Source organism: Vreelandella sp. ssv (assembly GCF_059448525.1).
Map to the genome: position 1 here is coordinate 1,866,443 of NZ_CM182545.1, position 18,989 is coordinate 1,885,431.

The 18,989-nt window shown below is 54.1% G+C and carries 16 protein-coding genes; 9 read left to right on the forward strand and 7 right to left on the reverse strand.

Translation table 11 applies throughout. The features are described 5' to 3' along the window. Positions 1-4 precede the first annotated feature (4 nt). From AC5TBW_RS08560 to AC5TBW_RS08575, 4 genes are all read right to left on the reverse strand, one after another. A complete protein-coding gene (locus AC5TBW_RS08560) occupies positions 5-1,600 on the reverse strand; it encodes an MFS transporter (RefSeq protein ID WP_495511645.1) in 1,596 nt (531 codons plus the stop codon). Positions 1,601-1,839: 239 nt separating this feature from the next. Beyond that, entirely contained in the window at positions 1,840-2,505 is a 666-nt protein-coding gene (narL, locus tag AC5TBW_RS08565) for a two-component system response regulator NarL (RefSeq protein WP_495511646.1), read from the reverse strand. A 2-nt stretch (positions 2,506-2,507) separates the two neighbouring features. After that, positions 2,508-4,355, reverse strand: a complete 1,848-nt coding sequence (locus AC5TBW_RS08570) for a histidine kinase (protein WP_495511647.1) — start codon at positions 4,353-4,355, stop codon at positions 2,508-2,510. A 169-nt stretch (positions 4,356-4,524) separates the two neighbouring features. Continuing rightward, positions 4,525-4,977 carry an RrF2 family transcriptional regulator gene (locus AC5TBW_RS08575; protein ID WP_495511648.1) on the reverse strand — a complete coding sequence of 151 codons (453 nt, stop codon included), beginning with the start codon at positions 4,975-4,977 and terminating at the stop codon, positions 4,525-4,527. Between the two features lie 137 nt (positions 4,978-5,114). Between AC5TBW_RS08575 and hmpA the strand changes: the two genes are divergently transcribed. Then, a complete protein-coding gene (gene hmpA, locus AC5TBW_RS08580) occupies positions 5,115-6,284 on the forward strand; it encodes an NO-inducible flavohemoprotein (RefSeq protein ID WP_495511649.1) in 1,170 nt (389 codons plus the stop codon). A 104-nt stretch (positions 6,285-6,388) separates the two neighbouring features. Here the strand turns inward: hmpA and AC5TBW_RS08585 are convergent, their stop codons facing one another. Further along, positions 6,389-6,955, reverse strand: a complete 567-nt coding sequence (locus AC5TBW_RS08585; protein WP_071693152.1) for a YIP1 family protein — start codon at positions 6,953-6,955, stop codon at positions 6,389-6,391. A gap of 109 nt (positions 6,956-7,064) precedes the next feature. On the opposite strand from AC5TBW_RS08585, the gene AC5TBW_RS08590 reads away from it, so the two are divergent. Further along, entirely contained in the window at positions 7,065-7,502 is a 438-nt protein-coding gene (locus tag AC5TBW_RS08590) for a DUF488 domain-containing protein (RefSeq protein WP_495511650.1), read from the forward strand. A 4-nt stretch (positions 7,503-7,506) separates the two neighbouring features. Here AC5TBW_RS08590 and AC5TBW_RS08595 read toward each other — a convergent pair whose 3' ends face one another. Both AC5TBW_RS08595 and AC5TBW_RS08600 read right to left on the reverse strand, forming a co-directional pair. Beyond that, positions 7,507-7,893 (reverse strand): SirB2 family protein, encoded by a 387-nt coding sequence (locus AC5TBW_RS08595; RefSeq protein ID WP_495511651.1) that lies wholly within the window; start codon positions 7,891-7,893, stop codon positions 7,507-7,509. A 44-nt stretch (positions 7,894-7,937) separates the two neighbouring features. After that, positions 7,938-9,131 (reverse strand): NnrS family protein, encoded by a 1,194-nt coding sequence (locus AC5TBW_RS08600; RefSeq protein ID WP_495511652.1) that lies wholly within the window; start codon positions 9,129-9,131, stop codon positions 7,938-7,940. A gap of 265 nt (positions 9,132-9,396) precedes the next feature. On the opposite strand from AC5TBW_RS08600, the gene AC5TBW_RS08605 reads away from it, so the two are divergent. From AC5TBW_RS08605 to AC5TBW_RS08635, 7 genes are read left to right on the forward strand one after another with little or no spacing between them, the layout of a single operon-like run. Further along, positions 9,397-13,179 carry a nitrate reductase subunit alpha gene (locus tag AC5TBW_RS08605; protein WP_495511653.1) on the forward strand — a complete coding sequence of 1,261 codons (3,783 nt, stop codon included), beginning with the start codon at positions 9,397-9,399 and terminating at the stop codon, positions 13,177-13,179. Then, complete coding sequence (narH, locus tag AC5TBW_RS08610) at positions 13,176-14,738, forward strand: nitrate reductase subunit beta (RefSeq protein WP_495511654.1); 1,563 nt, start codon at positions 13,176-13,178, stop codon at positions 14,736-14,738. Before AC5TBW_RS08605 ends, narH begins: the two co-directional genes overlap by 4 nt. Beyond that, complete coding sequence (gene narJ / locus AC5TBW_RS08615) at positions 14,731-15,543, forward strand: nitrate reductase molybdenum cofactor assembly chaperone (protein WP_495511655.1); 813 nt, start codon at positions 14,731-14,733, stop codon at positions 15,541-15,543. Before narH ends, narJ begins: the two co-directional genes overlap by 8 nt. A gap of 13 nt (positions 15,544-15,556) precedes the next feature. Beyond that, positions 15,557-16,240 carry a respiratory nitrate reductase subunit gamma gene (gene narI / locus AC5TBW_RS08620; RefSeq protein ID WP_290693171.1) on the forward strand — a complete coding sequence of 228 codons (684 nt, stop codon included), beginning with the start codon at positions 15,557-15,559 and terminating at the stop codon, positions 16,238-16,240. Between the two features lie 39 nt (positions 16,241-16,279). Next, entirely contained in the window at positions 16,280-17,101 is an 822-nt protein-coding gene (locus AC5TBW_RS08625; protein WP_495511656.1) for a peptidylprolyl isomerase, read from the forward strand. 22 nt (positions 17,102-17,123) lie between these two features. Then, entirely contained in the window at positions 17,124-17,702 is a 579-nt protein-coding gene (gene moaB, locus AC5TBW_RS08630) for a molybdenum cofactor biosynthesis protein B (protein ID WP_495511657.1), read from the forward strand. Continuing rightward, complete coding sequence (locus tag AC5TBW_RS08635) at positions 17,699-18,961, forward strand: molybdopterin molybdotransferase MoeA (protein WP_495511658.1); 1,263 nt, start codon at positions 17,699-17,701, stop codon at positions 18,959-18,961. Before moaB ends, AC5TBW_RS08635 begins: the two co-directional genes overlap by 4 nt. Positions 18,962-18,989: the final 28 nt, after the last annotated feature.

The window sequence follows — 18,989 nt, forward strand, 5'->3', positions numbered from 1 at the left end:
CGTATTAAGGATTTTTGATAGAGGCGTTTTTGCGCAGGTAGAACCACCAGTTGATCACCAGGCAAATCACATAGAAGGCGGCAAAGCCGTACATGGCTATTTCCGGAGTGCCTGCCTTAATTTGGTCACCGATCATCACGGGCGCAATAAAGGAGCCATACCCAGCAATGGCGGCCGTCCAGCCTAATACGGGCCCTTTTTTCTGCGCATCGAAAATAAAACCAATACTCCGGAATGTAGAGCCGTTACCAATACCGCTGGCGGTAAACAGCACGATAAACAACAGCATAAATAGCCAGAAATACTGATTGGGATCGGTGGCGTTGTAGGCAAGCATCATCACATAGCCAGCCGAAACCGAAGCGAAGACCATCACCACCGTAATCACTTGAGTCACCAGTGACCCGCCAAATTTATCGGCAATCCAGCCGCCGATAGGCCGAACCAGAGCACCAACAAAAGGGCCAATCCATGACCAGGTAAGCGCACTAGGGGCCTCAGGGTTAGTGACCCGCGTAATGCTACCGTCAGCCGCGATATCCATCATGTTGCCAAAAATAACGGTAATAGAGAGGGGAAGCGCTGCCGAAAAACCAATGAACGAGCCAAAGGTAAGAATATAGAGCAGCGTCATTGACCAGGTATGTTTATCGCGAAAAATCGTAAATTGCTTCTGTATATTTGGTTTAATCTCTTCACCGGGGAGCAGTCGGAGTAAGGTGAGCGTGAGCAGAACTGTCAATGGTAGCGCCAGCCACATAGAGAGCCATGTAAGAGCGACTAACCCAATGACGGTGGCCAAGATGCCTACCCCATAGAGGCCGAGAATTTTACCAAATGCCTGAAGAGGAGAGCCCGGGTTGGGGCTGATAGGACGTAGGTTGTTCATTCCAAACCAGCCAATAAATGCTAGAGGAATTAGCAGCAGTAGCCATACGAAACCAGCGTTCTGTATCCACGTTTCGGTGCCCGCTTCGATGCGGCCTATGAGTGTGCCGCTGGCGCTCTGTAGCTCCATCGGCCCACCGGCAAGGGCACCAAACAAGCCAACGGTCATGACCAGCGGCACCACTATTTGCATCGTGGTGACGCCAAAATTGCCTAAACCAGCATTCATACCTAATGCATAACCCTGCTGATGCTTGGGAAAGAAGCTGGAGATATTGCTCATTGAACAAGCGAAATTGCCTCCACCGATGCCTGAAAGTAGCGTTAGAGCTTGGAAGACCCAAAATGGTGTATTGGGGTTCGTTAGTGCCCAGCCTGTACCACCGGCGGGCAACATTAATAAAGCGGTGGTAAGAAATATTGTGTTACGCCCGCCAGCTAAGCGCAGCATAAAAGCGGCGGGAATGCGAAGGGTTGCACCGGCCAAGCCAGCCGTGGCCGTTAGCGCAAAAAGTTGGTCAGTAGAGAAGGGGAAGCCCAAATTCTGCATCTGGGCAGCGATCATTCCCCACATCATCCAAACGGCGAAACCGACCAGCAGACTGGGTATAGAAATCCATAAATTGCGGTTAGCAATTCGCTTACCACTCGTTTCCCAAAAGTCGCTATTCTCAACGTCCCATTTTTCGATGTCGGCATTTTTTCTGGCCATCTTTACCCCCTAGGCAAAAGCGCGCGTTAAGCCGCTTTTGAGGCAAAGATACGCGTAAGTGCGCATAGGGGAAACGGGCGAAAAAGTCTAGAAAAACACGTTTATACCTAATCAGAGGTATAGATAAATATTATCTATGTTGCTGTTAATTAAATGGTTTATGAAAAAATAGGTAGGTAATCTAACAGATTGTTTACCTCCAGAATTTTTAGGGGTATCCACTTAGAGTCGACTTCTGGCTACCTGTTAAGTCCTTCTTGAACTGCCCAAACGGCTGCCTCCACTCGGGAGCGCAGACGTAATTTTTTTAGTAAGTGCTTAACGTGTACCTTCACGGTTCCTTCGGTAATGTCGAGCTTGCGTGCGATCAGTTTGTTCGACATACCAGCAGCGAGCTCAGCTAAAATCTCTTTTTCGCGCAGAGTCAGCGCGTCTACTGACTGTGTCGGCGGGGAGTTTCGTTGACTACGAAGCGCTTCAGCAAGCAGAGCTGTTAAGTTCTCGCTGACAACCATCCGCCCTTTGGCCGCCTGACGGAGCTGGCGCACCATATCTTCCGGCTCCATATCTTTGAGCAGGTAGCCATCGGCACCACCGCGCAGTGCATCAACAACATCGTTCTCCTGGTCAGAGACTGTATACATAATGATTCGGCCGGAATATCCCCCATCACGCAGTTGTTTGAGGGTTTGGAGACCATTCATTACCGGCATGTTAAGGTCAAGGAGCAGCATATCGGGCTCTAGTGCAACGGCCTTTTCAATACCCTCTTGCGGTGAGCCGGTATCGAATATCAAATCCAGGTCGTCTTCCATCTCTAGAAGTTGTCGAACCCCACGGCGCAATAGGGGATGATCGTCAATGACCATAATAGTGGCTATTTGATCGTGGTTAGCGTTAGGCATGCTTATCCATTCCCTTCTTCGATAAGACGTTCAGTTTTAGGGGTAAAACTGAGATAGACCCCAGTGCCACCTTTTGGGCGGTTTTTAAAAATGAGTTCGGCATCAATATTCTTGGCTCGATCTCGCATAATGATTAAACCGTAATGCATGGGAGGAGAGCAGTCATCTTCAAGCCCAATACCATCATCTTCTATCGCAAGATGTATCGCCGCATTGCTAAACGTCAAACTTACCTTTGCCCATCCGGCGTGTGCATGTTTAAGCGTATTGGCTAATGCTTCCCGGGTGATTTGTAATAGGTGAACCTCTTCGTTGGCACTGAGCAAGTGGGGAGGTAACTGGTAAGCCAGATCGACAGAGAATCCCAGCCGCTGGCTAAATTCACCAACAGTTTGCTGCAAAGCTGGCTGAAGTCCGGGCTTATCTAACGATAAGCGGAAAGTGCTCAATAGCTCGCGTAGCTGACGGTAAGCGCTATTCAATCCTTCACGCAAGTCACTCATTACTCCGCTCTGCTGTTCAGCAGGGAATTGTTTAGCCTGCATCCGTTCTAGTCTGGCGACCTGCATTTTGAGATAGGAGAGTGACTGCGCCAGGGAGTCGTGCAGTTCCCGAGCGATGATAGTGCGCTCGTTAATCAACGAAAGTTGCTGCTGCTCTTCAATCCGCTGCTGTAGATAAATAGCGGTCGCCAGATGATCAGTTAGTGTATTCAATAATTGTCGCGTTGAAGCACTAGGCGCTATCTGATACCCGACCGTCAGGTAACCAAGGGTTAGATTGCCGACAGCGACAGGAAGAGCTAGTGCCTCAGTATCAAACTTCAGATTCGATGCTTTTATAGGGTCTTCCAAACAGGCAAAACAGGCTAAATCACGACAGTAAAGCGGGCGTTCGGAGGAGTGAGTGGCGAGAATTTCCATGTCGCTGGCATCGTGCTCACTGCGTAGCGCCAGCACGATAGGACCTATCTCTAGCAGAATTTCCAGTTCACGAAGCATAGGGGCAGCACTGGCGCACAGATCGTTGCCACCACCATAAAGCGTGCGACTTCCATTATGAATGATCTGAAGTGCCTTAATGTGGCGCTCCAACTCCGATTGTTTGAAGAAGACTCGTGCCTCCAGCTCACGGTAGCTAGTGTTGAGTTCGCTAGCCATCTGGTCAAACGTCCGCCCAAGTTGGCCTAACTCATCGTGGCTGCGAAAGTTTGAACGGTGGTGAAAGTTGCGCTTTCCTGCTTCCCGGCTTAGCACCATTAACTGGCGTAGCGGTGTGACCAAATTGTGGCGAACATCGTAAAGGGCCATTAGCAACAAGAGGGCGATCAAGACTAAAAAGAGTATTTGAATGGCACTGATGAGGCGTACTTTTGCTTCGGAGCTGTTCTCAAGGAGCGTAACGAACTGATCAATATCGACGATAAAGCGATTTAGAGCTGCTTTGGATTGTCTGGTGTCGACCGTATTAAGGGTCAAAACTTGCTCAAGTGCGGGCACAAGAGTGCGCTGCCACTGCTGCTGAAGCTCATCAAGCTGCTCTAAAATAACTTCGTTACGGGAGAAGAGGGGGCCTTGATATAGCGTTGGACTGTCAAGGCGAGCGGTCAAACTCTCAATTAATCGATTAATATTGGCGGTGCTGTCTTCTGCCTCTGCTCGATCCTGTAACTCTTCAATAATTTGCGCACTAGTGAGCCTTAATGAGCCAGCCAAATTAATGGCTGTTGCATCTCCTTTGCTGCTATAAGCGATCACCATTGTTAAGCTAATGCTGATAATGGCCATACCGCTGATGGCCAGCAAGTACGCCACAATACGAGTAACGAGTGAGTGACGGAGAGATTTCATGCAGCTCCAAGTGGTGGGTGAAAACGTGTTGGTTTTCTTGCAATGCCTATTCTACAAATCCATATCCAAAAACGCTTATTTTACATAATTGTAGTAAGTAAATTACTTCTTAACAGGTGAAGAGCTTTGCAAAGCGCTACATTACGCAAAAGTGTTAGTAACCTAGCGGCTAGTTGGGAAGTGTGAGGGTAGGAATACGCATCAGCGTTGAGAGCTGTGATGTACGATCTAATAACAAGTCAGCAAGCGTGTATTGATCCAACACGCTTAAAAATGCAGAGAGCGCTTCCGCCAGAATCGGCTGCAATCGGCAAGAGGGTGTGATGACACATGTATTATCTTCACGAAAACACTCAACCAGCGCCATCTCATGTTCGGTATCTCGGACCAATGCCCCCAATGAAATAGTTTCTGGCCGTCGACCCAGCAATAATCCACCGCTTTTACCGCGTATGGCGGTGAGATACCCTTTCTGGTTTAGCTCTTGAACGATTTTCATCAAATGATTACGTGAGATGGAGAACGTCTCTGCTATCTCATTAATCGTGGTGCGCTCTTCGCCCTTAACTGCGAGGTAGAGAAGTACGCGAATGGCGTAATCGGTATAGCGAGTCAAGTGCATAGAGGGCCATCAGTTCAAGTAAAACGCTATTGTACGGTCTGCGCAGGCCTGCGGAAATGATATTCGACTTCTGTTTACGCCAAGGGGAAAGCTTGATATTTTAAAGATGTATTTAAAATATATCTTATGAGGCGCTTATGTTGACACCAATGCAAGAAGAGATTGTTCAAGCCACTGCACCTGTGGTGGCAGAACATCTAGACGTGATTACTCAACGCTTTTACCCGCTTATGTTTGAGCGCTACCCCCAGGTAAAGCCCCTATTTAATCAAGCGCATCAGCAAAATGGCGGGCAACCCCGCGCACTGGCAGGGATGATTCTTGCCTATGTGCAGTTACGCCAGTCGCCACAAAAAGCCAGAGAGACGTTAGAAATCGTGGTAAATAAGCACGTCGCCCTGGACATTCAGCCGGATCAATACCCCATTGTGGGTGAGTGTTTGATGGCGGCGATTGGTGAAGTACTAGGTGATGCAGTAACACAGGAAGTCGCCGATGCCTGGAGTGCGCTTTATCAGGAGCTGGCTGACCTGCTAATAAGCCTGGAAAAGCAGCGCTACCAAGCTTTTGAGCAGGAGCCAGGCGGTTGGCGTGGTGCTCGACGTTTTCGTATTGCGAAAACCCACCAGGAAAGCCGCGTGATTCGCTCGTTCATTCTCGAACCTGAAGATGGTGGCCAAGTTGCCGCCCACCTCCCAGGGCAATATATCGGTGTCAAACTTACCATCGGTGGCCAACCGGTTTACCGTCACTATAGCCTTTCGGATGTACCCAACGGGCACTCCTATCGGCTCTCTATCAAACGGGAAGCTCACGGTGTAGCAAGCCGCTATTTTCATGATCAGCTTAACGTAGGCGACACCATCGAACTGCTGCCGCCTGCGGGTGAGTTGATCTTGGCAGGTAATAAAGAGCCGTTGATGCTGATTAGCGGGGGCGTCGGTCAAACACCCTTGCTGCCAATTGCCAAGCAGGCGCTTGAACAGGGGCGCAGCGTTACCTACCTGCATGCTGCACTAGATGCCGAGCACCACGCCTTTGCCGATGATTTGGCGGAGTTACGCAATGCATACCCCGCCCAGTTGAATACTGTCACCATCTACGAAAATGAGGCGGGCGGGAATCATCAAGGACGCATTAACCGGAGTCTACTATCGGACTATTTGCCGGCCCAGGCTCGTTGCTATTTCGTAGGGCCACACGGTTTTATGGTGCTCATTAATCAAGAGCTGGAGCGCTTGGGTGTACCAGCTTCGAAGCGACACTTTGAGCACTTTGGCCCAGCCGAAGCGTTAAATGCGGCGTAACTCGCAGGGTGCTGCTGAGCAGTGGCGATAGAGCAAGTAGGAGGGGGCTCAAACAAGCTGAGCTCCCTAGTCGATATGCACTATCACTGTAAACCTATCCCCGCTCAATAAGCCCAAATAACGGCTAACAGCACTCCCCACCCTAAAATGCCAGCCGACATAATGGTGTAGGTAGCGGAGATAGTGACGACGTCATGCTCTTTTCTTGTGCAGAGCGCTTGTAAGCCGTGGTAAATCAAACTGCAAGAGATGCCTAGTGCAAAGAGCGCCACTAGCGTATTAAAGAGCAGACTGGGCACCCCCAGCGCCAATGAAGATGCCCAGAGCGGCAAAGGAGCCAAAGCCGCCAGCAGGTAGGCATCTTGATAATTGATGGAGAGCTGCTCCGTGCCATTGACGACGGCGTGGATTACCCAGCCCATGATGAAAAAGGTCAGTAGTTCAGCTAAAAAGAGAATAGTGGTGATGAACCGCCACTCGCGGTCAGCAAAGCCTGTCATGAAAGCATCGCCATAATGCGTGCCAGCAAAGTAGAGCATAACGGGGGGAAGCAGCGACATGGGTAACACCACACACCATGCCAGCAGTGGAATTGAGGGAGACTTTGCCTGAAGTTCTCGCCACCCTTCACGATAGCTGAAAGGCATCTTCATGTAGGCCATTACTTTCATCGTTAACCCCTCCAGTGAACATCGGCTAAACCGTTTTTTGCATCACATGGGATAGTATCTCTAGAGTAGCAGCAAATAGGGCATTGTCAGCGGATAGGGTGACAGAGCGATGATTTATCACATTGAACTAAAGCGCGTATACGCCCCTATCGACGAGCAGGATGGAGCTCGAATATTAGTCGACCGGTTGTGGCCACGCGGGAAATCGCACAGCTCCCTGGCACTGGATGAGTGGTGCAGGGAGGTGGCGCCATCAAACGAATTACGCCGTCACTACCATCAGCAACAGATTAGCCAAGCAGTGTTTAACTCACGCTACCGTCATGAGCTGGAAAGAGCACTAGATAATTTGCTACCGCTAATGACGTATGCGCGGCAGGGGCGTTTGACGCTGCTCACCGCAAGTCGCCACATAGAGAAGTCGCACCTTCCAGTGCTAAAGGAAGCGACGCTGGCCGCGCTTGCAGAAGAGGACGCTAGCGACAGTGAACCTTCTTCTCCGCCTTGCTGGGCTCATATGCTACCCACCTCTAGACACGAGCGTTGATGCCTTAGCCAAGCCAGGAGAGGGCAGAGCGCTCTACCGCAGCGCCGATTATATAAGCGAACACTAAAACCGCGGCGACAGCGGCAGTAGCACGAATTTTAGGTGTTTTACCACGTTTGATAGCGACAGTGCCGAGCAAAATATAAATCACAAGCGCGGTGATTTTGGCGCTCAGCCAGAGCGGTAGTGGCCAGAAGTTGAGTATAACGGCCAGTGTTACCCCGAGTGTGAGCAGTAGGGTATCCATCAGATGGGGTACGATTTTAACCCAGCGCGCTTGCAGTAAAGCTACTCCCCGAACCGACCAGAATGCCCGTAGAACAAAAAATGCCAGGCTGGCATAAGCCGCTGTGATATGCAGATGTTTCAGTATTAAGTAGTGTTCAATCACCCTCATCCTCCCTTGCTGTATGCCGCGCCAATAATTGGCGATGGTTAGCCGTCCTCGCCATCAACACGCGCGCTCCACAGTGGCACAGCGTAGTGCAACACAAACACTAGATAGCTTAAGCACCAGGCAATAATGACGACGCTGTAAACCCAGTGGCTAGATTGAGGAAAGAGCATTAACCATATCGAGCGTAGCAGCGCAGCGATAAGCAGCACCGCTAACGCGACCCCAACCCCTGGCAGTGTGCGAATGGCGCGACCTGTGTGGCCTAGCGATACCCGTGACATCATTGCCAGCATCATCGTGCCCATGCTACCAATCGCAAGCGCGTGCAAAGCGGTTTCTACCCGTTGACCAGTGAAGAGCTGCCACGCCCACATCGCTAGCCCGAGCGGGATAAATGCATAGCTAAGGTGTAGCCCCCAGAGCAGTGGTTCTCGCCAGGTTAGCCACCCCTTCCAATGACTTAAACGCCAAGCGTTGCTGATAGCCGCTATCACCAGTAACGCCGCCAGCACTGTGTTAGCGCGCAGACTGCTGACCATGATTATCGCTTGAAGAAGTACGACTGCCGCTAAGGCACCCATACTGGCGATCTCAATCGAGCGTGTACGCTCAGGTTGAGAAACCCCCAGTTTACGCGACGTGAAAAAAGGAATGACGCGCCCCCCTAGCAGCACCATCACTAACGTGATGATAAGCATCGCCAAGTGCCCGGCCTCCCGAATCAAAAGCGCATTGCCGCTCATCACACCGGCATGCATGGCGATATTCGTCAGCGCCAGCGCTAGCAGAACGGGGACAAACATCAGGTTCCGCCACATTCGTACGCTGATGACCAGTTTTGCCATGGCTAGCGCCACTAACGGTAAAAACGCACCGTCAATCAATAACAACAACCAAGCCGGCAGGTGAGCAGCGTAAGCAAGGAGTAAGCGAGCGGTCAGCCATAGGCTTACAAGTGCTAAGAGTGGCCAGCCAGAGAGGCCAGGACGCCCTGTCCAGTTCTGAACCGCGGTGAGCAGAAATCCGGCAATAATGGCACTGCCAAACCCAAACAGCATTTCATGCTGGTGCCACCACAGCATGCCGCCGTAGGGGGTGAGCCATAGATTGCCATGCCAAAACGCCAGCCAAACTAGCAGTGAGAGTAGGCTAAACAGTGCCCCCAATAGGAAGAAGGGTCGAAAGGCAAGGCGTATAAAGGCGAAGCGTTTAGGGTTCTGGCGTGCGGTCATGGAAAGCCTATTGGCGAAGTGCCGGAGTGTTGTTCAGGTTTAAAGAGCCTATAAAACTTGTGCTTAGCATTGATGACATAGATCAATGGCAGCAAGCTATTTCAGCCCTCTATCCCCAGTGACTTTCCTGGCTATCACCTAAGAGGTAGAGAGAGGCTATATAGGGGTAACCACGCAGTAATTGCCGCTTTAATCACCCAGAATCGGTCTCCAAGGTGCCTGTCAGCAGGCAATTGCTCTGTTTTGAAAAGCCTGGAGATCGTCCATGAGTCATTTCATTGACCGGCTGAATTTTTTCCGCAAAGCGCGAGAGCCTTTTGCCAATGAGCACGGGGAACTGCGCAGCGAGTCGCGCGATTGGGAAGATAGTTATCGTGCCCGCTGGCAGCACGATAAAGTGGTGCGCTCTACCCATGGCGTAAACTGTACCGGCTCCTGTAGCTGGAAGATCTACGTTAAGAACGGCTTGGTCACCTGGGAAACCCAGCAAACTGACTACCCACGCACTCGGCCTGATTTGCCTAACCATGAACCGCGTGGCTGCCCACGCGGTGCCAGCTACTCCTGGTATCTGTACAGCGCCAATCGCCTGAAGTATCCATTGATCCGAAAGCCGCTGCTGGCGCTATGGCGCGAAGCGCTTAAGGCCTATCCCGACCCAGTCGATGCCTGGGCGTCTATTGTCGAAGACCCCGCCAAGACCAAACAGTACAAGCGTGCGCGCGGCATGGGCGGCTTCGTTCGCGGTGACTGGGACGAGCTCAACGAGCTGGTCGCTGCCTCTAACGTTTACACCGCCAAGCATTACGGCCCCGACCGCATCATCGGCTTCTCGCCAATTCCTGCTATGTCGATGGTCAGCTACGCCGCGGGTAGCCGCTACTTGTCGTTGATTGGTGGCGTCTGCATGAGCTTCTATGACTGGTACTGCGACTTGCCACCGGCGTCACCGATGACATGGGGCGAGCAAACCGACGTTCCCGAGTCCGCTGACTGGTATAATTCCGGCTACATCATCGCTTGGGGCTCCAACGTACCCCAGACGCGTACCCCGGATGCCCACTTCTTTACCGAAGTGCGCTACAAGGGCACAAAGACGGTCTCGATCACCCCGGACTACGCCGAAGTTTCCAAACTCACCGACGAGTGGCTGTCCGCCAAACAGGGCACCGATGCCGCCCTGGCGATGGCCATGGGGCACGTGATTCTCAAAGAATTCCACCTCGACAAGCCTAGTACTTACTTCACTGACTATGTGCGCCGCTATACCGACATGCCGTTCCTGGTGGAACTGGAAGTGCGTGAAGATGGCAGCTTCGCACCAGGTCGCCAACTGCGGGCCAGTGATTTTGATGCTGCACTGGGCCAGGAAAACAATCCTGAGTGGAAAACCATTGCATGGGACGAAACCCGTGACCAGCTGGTGGTGCCGCGTGGTTCGATCGGTTTCCGCTGGGGAGAGACCGGCGATGAAGTGGGCAAGTGGAACCTGGAATCGCTGGATGCCGAGGGCACCGAGATCAAGCCACTACTCACTTTGGCTGAACATTACGATAGTGTGGCGCGTGTGGCATTTCCGTACTTCGGAGGTATTGAGCACGAACACTTTAAGCACGTGAAAGGTGCCGGTGTAGGTGCCGCTGATGACCTGCTGTTCCACAACCTGCCCGCCAAACGACTGAAACGGGTTGATGGCAGTGAAATGCTGGCTGTCACTGTTTTCGACCTGATGTGTGCCAACTATGGTATCGATCGGGGTTTCATTGGAGAGGGTGAAGATGATGGCGCGACAGCGTATAGCCAGATTCGCCCCTATACCCCGGCGTGGCAGGAGAAAATCACCGGCGTCTCGGCAGAGCAGTGCACTCGTATTGCCCGGGAGTTCGCCGACAATGCCAATAAAACCAACGGGCGTAGCATGATCATCGTTGGTGCCGGTATGAACCACTGGTACCACATGGATATGAACTACCGCGGTCTGATCAACATGCTGGTCATGTGCGGTTGTATCGGCCAGAGCGGTGGCGGTTGGGCGCACTATGTGGGCCAGGAAAAACTCCGTCCGCAGACTGGCTGGACGCCGCTGGCCTTCGGCCTTGACTGGCAGCGCCCGCCGCGCCATATGAACTCTACCTCGTTCTTCTATAACCACTCCTCCCAGTGGCGTTATGAGAAGCTCGAAATCAAGGAGATCCTCTCACCGTTGGCTAAGGCCGAGGATTACCCCGGCAGCCTGATCGACTTTAACGTGCGCGCCGAGCGTATGGGCTGGTTGCCGTCAGCACCTCAACTGGACACTAATCCGCTGCGCCTGGCGAAAAAAGCCGCAGCCGCGGGCATGTCGACTTCCGACTATGCGGTTCAGCAACTCAAGAGCGGTGAACTGCGCTTTGCCGCGGAAGACCCGGATGCGCCAGAGAACTTCCCACGCAATATGTTCATCTGGCGCTCCAACCTGTTGGGCAGCTCCGGTAAGGGCCATGAGTACATGCTCAAGTACCTGCTGGGTACCCGCCACGGTATTCAGGGCAAAGACCTGGGCGACTTCGGCGGCCAGAAGCCCGAGGAGGTCGTGTGGCATGACGAGGCACCGGAAGGCAAGCTCGACCTGCTGGTGACGCTGGACTTCCGCATGTCCACCACCTGCCTCTACTCGGATATCGTGCTGCCTACGGCCACTTGGTATGAGAAGGACGATCTCAATACCTCCGACATGCACCCTTTTATTCACCCGTTGACTGCGGCGACCGACCCGGCATGGGAGTCGCGCAGCGACTGGGATATTTACAAGGGCATCGCCAAGGCATTTTCCAAGGTATGCGTGGGGCATCTGGGTGAAGAGACTGATCTGGTCACTTTGCCTATGCAGCACGATTCGCCTGGGGAGTTGGCTCAACCGGCGGTGATGGATTGGAAAAAGGGCGAATGCGCGCCGATTCCCGGCAAGACCATGCCATCGCTGATCGAGGTCAAGCGCAACTATCCAGAGACCTATGAGCGTTTCACTTCCGTTGGGCCGCTGTTGGAAAGCATCGGTAACGGCGGCAAGGGCATCGCCTGGAATACCGATGCTGAAGTTAAGCTGCTAGGTAAGCTTAACCACCGCAAACTGGATGGCCCACATAAAGGACGTCCGCTGATTGACAGCGCTATCGATGCCGCCGAGATGATTCTGACCCTGGCACCGGAAACCAACGGCCAAGTGGCGGTTAAAGCGTGGGAAGCGCTCTCCAAAATTACCGGGCGTGATCATACTCACCTGGCGAGACCCAAGCATGAAGAGAAAATTCGCTTTCGCGATGTCGTCGCCCAGCCGCGCAAGATTATCTCCAGCCCGACCTGGTCCGGCCTCGAAGATGAGCACGTCTCCTATAACGCCGGTTACACCAACGTTCACGAGCTGATTCCCTGGCGCACTGTGAGTGGTCGCCAGCAGTTCTATCAAGATCATGCCTGGATGCGAGCCTTCGGCGAAAGCCTGCTGGTCTATCGCCCGCCCATTGATACCAAGGCGGCCAAAGGCTTCCGGCTTCCCGCCGACAACGGCTTCAAGAGCAAGGCGCTGAACTTCCTCACACCGCACCAGAAGTGGGGTATCCACTCTACTTACTCGGACAACCTGCTGATGCTGACCCTCAACCGAGGCGGCCCGGTGGTGTGGCTCTCCGAGGCGGACGCGGAGGAGATCGATATCGAGGACAACGACTGGATCGAGGTCTACAACGCCAACGGCTCGATTGCCGCGCGAGCGGTAGTCAGTCAGCGGGTCAAGGCGGGCATGGTAATGATGTACCACGCCCAAGAGCGCAACGTTAACGTGCCCGGTTCTGAAATAACCGGCACCCGGGGCGGTATCCACAACTCTGTCACCCGTGTCTGCCCCAAGCCCACTCACATGATCGGCGGCTACGCGCAGCTTTCGTACAGTTTCAATTATTACGGAACGGTCGGCTCCAATCGCGACGAGTTCGTGCTGGTACGCAAGATGAAACACGTTGACTGGCTGGATGGTGAAGGCAATGACAGCGTTCAGGAGGCCGTGAAATGAAGATTCGCTCCCAGGTAGGCATGGTTCTCAACCTTGATAAGTGTATCGGTTGCCACACCTGTTCGGTGACCTGCAAAAATGTCTGGACCAGTCGCGAAGGTATGGAGTACGCCTGGTTCAATAACGTCGAGACCAAGCCCGGTATCGGCTACCCAAAAGAGTGGGAGAACCAGACCAAGTGGAAGGGCGGCTGGATGCGCCGGACCGATGGCCGGATTGAACCGCGAATTGGCGGTAAATGGCGGGTGCTGGCGAATATCTTCGCCAACCCCGACCTGCCCGAAATGGACGACTACTATGAGCCGTTCACGTTCGACTACCAACACCTGCATACCGCCAAAATCGGTGAGCACCAGCCGGTGGCGCGCCCACGCTCACTGATTTCCGGTCAGCGCATGAAAAAGATTGAATGGGGCCCGAACTGGGAAGAGATTCTCGGCACCGAGTTCGCCAAGCGGCGCAAAGACGCCAACTTCGACAAGGTGCAGGCAGATATATACGGCCAGTTCGAAAATACCTTCATGATGTATCTGCCGCGTCTGTGCGAGCACTGCTTGAATCCTACCTGTGTAGCGGCTTGCCCCAGCGGTGCGATCTACAAGCGGGAAGAGGACGGCATCGTTCTAATCGACCAGGACAAGTGCCGCGGCTGGCGGATGTGTATCTCCGGCTGTCCCTACAAGAAGATCTACTACAACTGGAAAAGCGGTAAGTCCGAGAAGTGCATCTTCTGCTATCCACGTATCGAAGCCGGTCAGCCGACTATCTGCTCCGAGACCTGTGTGGGGCGCATTCGTTACCTCGGGGTGCTGCTGTATGACGCCGACCGCATTGAGGAAGTGGCAAGTTCACCCGACGAGCGTGACCTCTACCATCGCCAGCGCGAGATCTTCCTTGATCCCAATGATCCGGAAGTGATTGCCCAGGCCAAGCGGGATGGTATCCAGGATAACGTCATTAAAGCCGCCCAGGCCTCACCGGTCTATAAGATGGCCATCGACTGGGGATTGGCGCTGCCGCTGCACCCGGAATACCGTACGCTGCCGATGGTGTGGTACGTGCCGCCACTATCGCCGATTCAGTCCGCCGCCGAGGCGGGGCATGTCGAGTTCGACGGCATCCTACCCAAGATCGAATCGCTGCGTATCCCCGTGAAGTACTTGGCCAATCTACTCACCGCTGGCGAAGAGGAGCCCGTAGTATTGGCACTCAAGCGCTTAATGGCGATGCGTGTTTACATGCGCGGCAAGCATGTGGATGGCGCCCCCAACGCCGAAGTGCTCGATGCCGTGGGGCTGAGCGTAGCCCAAGTAGAGGAGATGTACCGCTACCTGGCCATTGCCAACTACGAGGATCGTTTTGTGATCCCCACCAGCCATCGCGAGATGGCTACCGAGGCCTTCCCCGAAAGGGGGGGATGCGGTTTTACCTTTGGCGATGGTTGCCACGGTGAGAGCCAATCCAGCCTGTTCAATGGACGTAAGCAGACTAGCGTTTTGGTAAAACCGGTAGAGGTCTTCGACCCGCAGGCACAACTTGAGGATTCTCGTCATGACTGAAGCCGCTATTCAATCGCCGACCCCGGTAGAGCCGTCGTTCGAGCCGTTACTGGGCATGCGCAGCCTGCGTGTACTGGCCCGCTTGCTCGATTACCCGACCCAGGAATTGCAGGATGCTTGCGGTGAACTCATCGAAATCCTCAATGCCGAGCGCCGCCTGGGGGCGGCTCTCAAGTCGTCGCTAATGGAGTGGTGTCAGCGTCTCCAGGATGGTGACTTGCTTGAGCTGCAGTCCGAATACGTCGCCATGTTCGATAAGGGTCGGGCTACGTCGCTGCTGCTATTTGAACACGTTCACGGCGAGTCCCGTGATCGGGGGCAGGCCATGGTGGATCTTATGGCCGAGTACAGCGCGGCCGGGTTCGAGCTGGATGCCCGTGAACTGCCCGATCATCTACCGGTGTTTCTTGAATACCTTTCGATGTGCGACGAAGCCGAGATTGGTCGCTGGCTGGGAGAAATACGCCATATCCTGGCACTGCTTACCGCACGGCTGGAGGAGCGGGGAGCGGATCACGCGCTAGTACCGCTGTCACTGTTGGCGTTAATTGGGGCTGAGAGCGACGTCGAGGAGCATCGGCCCCAGGTCAAAAAAGAAGCGCCTGATAACACCCCCGAAGCATTGGACGCCGTATGGGAAGAAGAAGCAGTACGCTTCTCGGCGACCTCTGACGAAGACTGCGCGCTGCAGTCTGCGGAAGGGCGGCGGCTTGCCGAGCGCAAAAATGCAGTGCACAGCGACCCCGTCAAAATCATGCCTTCCGCCTGGAGCCCAGCCCCTTCCTCAACCGTGGCCGATCGCTAAAAGGAGAGTCGCCATGTTCATAGAATACTTGCAACATCTTATCTACGGCTATTACCCCTACCTGGCCGGTACGGTGTTCTTGGTCGGGAGTCTCATGCGTTATGACCAAGGTCAGTTCACCTGGAAGACCGGCTCCAGCCAAATGCTGTCCTCAAAAAACATGCGACTGGCCAGCAACCTGTTCCATATCGGGATTATCGTCATCTTTTTTGGTCATTTGGTGGGCATGCTCACGCCGCACTGGGTCTACGCGCCTTTTCTGCATGCCGGTACCAAGCAGCTGATTGCCATCGTGGTCGGCGGTATTGCCGGTGCAATGTGCGTGGTGGGCGGTGCCATGTTGCTCTATCGGCGATTGTTCAATCCTCGCGTAAAGGCGTCGTCGAGCTTGATGGATAACTTGATCCTGGGTTTGATCGTCTTACAGGCGTGCCTTGGCATGGTGACCATCATTTTCTCGCTAGGCCATATGGACGGTGAAATGATGCTGACGCTCTCCAGCTGGGCACAGTCAATAGTCTTCTTCAGCGGCGGCGCAGCGGATTACATGCAGGAAGTGTCGTGGGTCTACAAACTGCATATCTTTATCGGCCTGACTATCATTCTGCTGTTCCCATTTTCGCGCCTGGTGCATGTTTGGAGCGTGCCTTTCGGCTATGTGACTCGTCGCTATCAGCTTGTCCGCCGTCGCGCCTAAACACTTGCTGTGCTTGCCCAGGACTAAAGGAGAAATAACATGCAGATGATTGATATCGAACAATTACCTGGAGGCATCGCTCCGCCTCCGGTACGCGTCGGCGACGCCAGTATCGATGAAGAAACGATTGCGTTAGAGATGCAGTATCACCCCGCTGAAACGGCGGGTGAGGCCCAGCTTCAGGCGGCTCGTGCGCTGGTGGTGAGGGAGCTGCTGCGCCAGCGAGCTAACATCCTGGGTCTACTATCGACACAGGAAGCCAGCGAAGCGCAGGAGGATGCGGCGATTGCTGCCTTGCTTGAGCAGGAACTTGAGGTGCCCGAACCGGGAGAAGCAGATTGCCAACGCTTTTTTGACACCCACCGTGAGCGCTTTAGCGAGCCGACCCAGCTACGGGTAAGGCATATTCTGCTAGCAGCGGCGCCGGATGACTCCCAGGGCCGCGACGACGCGTACCAGCTTGGCGAAAAACTGCTTAAAGAACTTAATTCTATACCCGAGCGGTTTGCCGAATTTGCGCAACACCACTCCGCGTGCCCTTCAAAAGAGATGGATGGTGATTTGGGCTGGCTAGTGTCAGGCCAGACCGTTCCTGAGCTGGATCGCGCTTTGCAGCACCTGCCCGAAGGCCTTCACGAGCGCCCCTTGGCGTCTCGCTATGGCTGGCATGTAGTAATCATTGACGAACGGCGTGAAGGGCGGGCGTTACCTTTCGATCAGGTTGCCGACCGAGTGCGTCACAGCCTGCGGGAGCAGGCGACGCGACGCGCATTGCGCCACTATTTGCTGGCGCTGGAAAGCGAAATAGGCGTCGAAGGGATTGTTATGGATGACGATGCTGGCGGTAGCTTGATGCAGTAGGAAAGCTAATAGGAGAGGCTTGATGTCCCATGTTCCTGTAGATGCTCTTTTCACTCCGCTTGGCATCGCGGTGCTAACGGTTTCCGATACGCGTGGTTTCGATGAAGATGGCAGCGGTGACCTGCTGGTTAAACATCTGAGCGAAAGCGGCCATATCCTGATTGATAGACGTATCGTTCCTGATGATATCTACCAGGTTCGCGCCGTGGTCTCGGAGTGGATTGCGCGAACAGATGTCCAGGCGATTCTGGTTAATGGCGGCACTGGCTTTACCGCCCGGGATACCACTCCCGAGGCGTTGATACCGCTGTTCGACAAAGCGATTGAAGGGTATGGGGAGCTGTTCCGGCACTACTCCCTGAAGACAATCGGCACAGCGACGATCCAGTCTCGCGCCGTCGCGGGGGTGGCCAACCGAACGATGATATTTGCAATGCCCGGCTCACCCAAAGCATGTGCGTTGGCGTGGGACAACATTATCGCTTTGCAGCTGGACTCCCGTACTCGGCCCTGCAACTTCGCCGCCATGGTACTGCCTTCAGCGACCACGTGTAGTGGACGTCAGGCAGCGACCTCTTCCAAGGAGTTGGAGCGCTTATGAACTATCACTGCGCAGAAATAGTCACGCCCGGCTTGTTAGATTTTTTTGATGCACGCCAACGGCTTATCGACGCCGCCACGCCCATTAATGCAGTAGAAACCATCACCCTTGAACAATCGGCGGGGCGAGTGCTGGCAGAAACGGTGGTCGCAACTCTCGATATGCCAGGTGTGGACAATAGCGCTATGGATGGTTACGCGCTGTGTCTAGCTGACTACCAAGCGACACCTCCCGGCTCAGGCTTACCCATTCTCCTACGCGTGCCTGCTGGTGCAGGCGTCATGCTGCTACCCAAAGGAGGCTGCGCGCGTATTTTTACCGGTGCACCGGTACCCATGGGGGCAGATGTTGTAGTACCTCAAGAGCGGGTAACCCTTGATCAGCACGGGCATATACACCTTGAGGGTAACGTGGTGGTAGGCGCTAATATTCGCCGTCAAGGTGAGGAGACCCGTATGGGAACCCCGCTACTCCCCGCGGGTGAATATCTAAACGCTGCTTCAATTGCGCTGCTGGCCAGTCATGGTATCAACACGGTTTCCGTCAAACGACGCCTGCGGGTGGCACTACTCTCAACCGGCGATGAGTTGATTGCCCTTGGCGCGTCGCGGTCACCGGGGCAGGTGTACGACAGCAATCGCGCCATGCTTAACGTCCTGCTAGCACAGGCGCAGTGCGACGTGCTGGATTTGGGTGTCATCGCAGATTCGCCGGCGTCATTGCATCAGGCCTTTGAGCACGCACAAACCGCTGCAGATTTAGTGGTGTGCACCGGGGGCGTTTCGGTAGGCGAAGAGGATCATGTTCGTCCGGTGTTCGAGCAGCGCGGCGGGCTGCATTTTCATGGTGTCGCGATGAAGCCAGGGAAGCCCTTTGCGTTCGGTTATCTTGGCCTGCAGCCTTCTTCTGCCAAGCCACTCATCGCGCTACCGGGTAACCCCGTGGCATCCCTGGTGGGCTGGCAACTGCTGGCGCTGACGTTTATACATGCCATGCAAGGTAGAGCTTTAGCGGCTCTACAGCGTTACCCGGTAAAAGCCGGCTTTTCTCAGCGTGGGCCTCAAGGGCGCTGCGAGCTATTACGGGTGGAGATGGATTGGTCACAGGGGACTCCCGTGGCGCAGTTAGCGGGCGGGCAGGGCTCGCATATGCTCAGCGCGGCTAGCCAGGCCCATGGTTATTTGATGATTAATCCTGACACCGACGTGACAGAAGGGGGCTCATACCCCTATTACCCGATCAGTCAGTTCGACGCTTGAATCGCTTTTTCTGGCGTGACCGCTGACG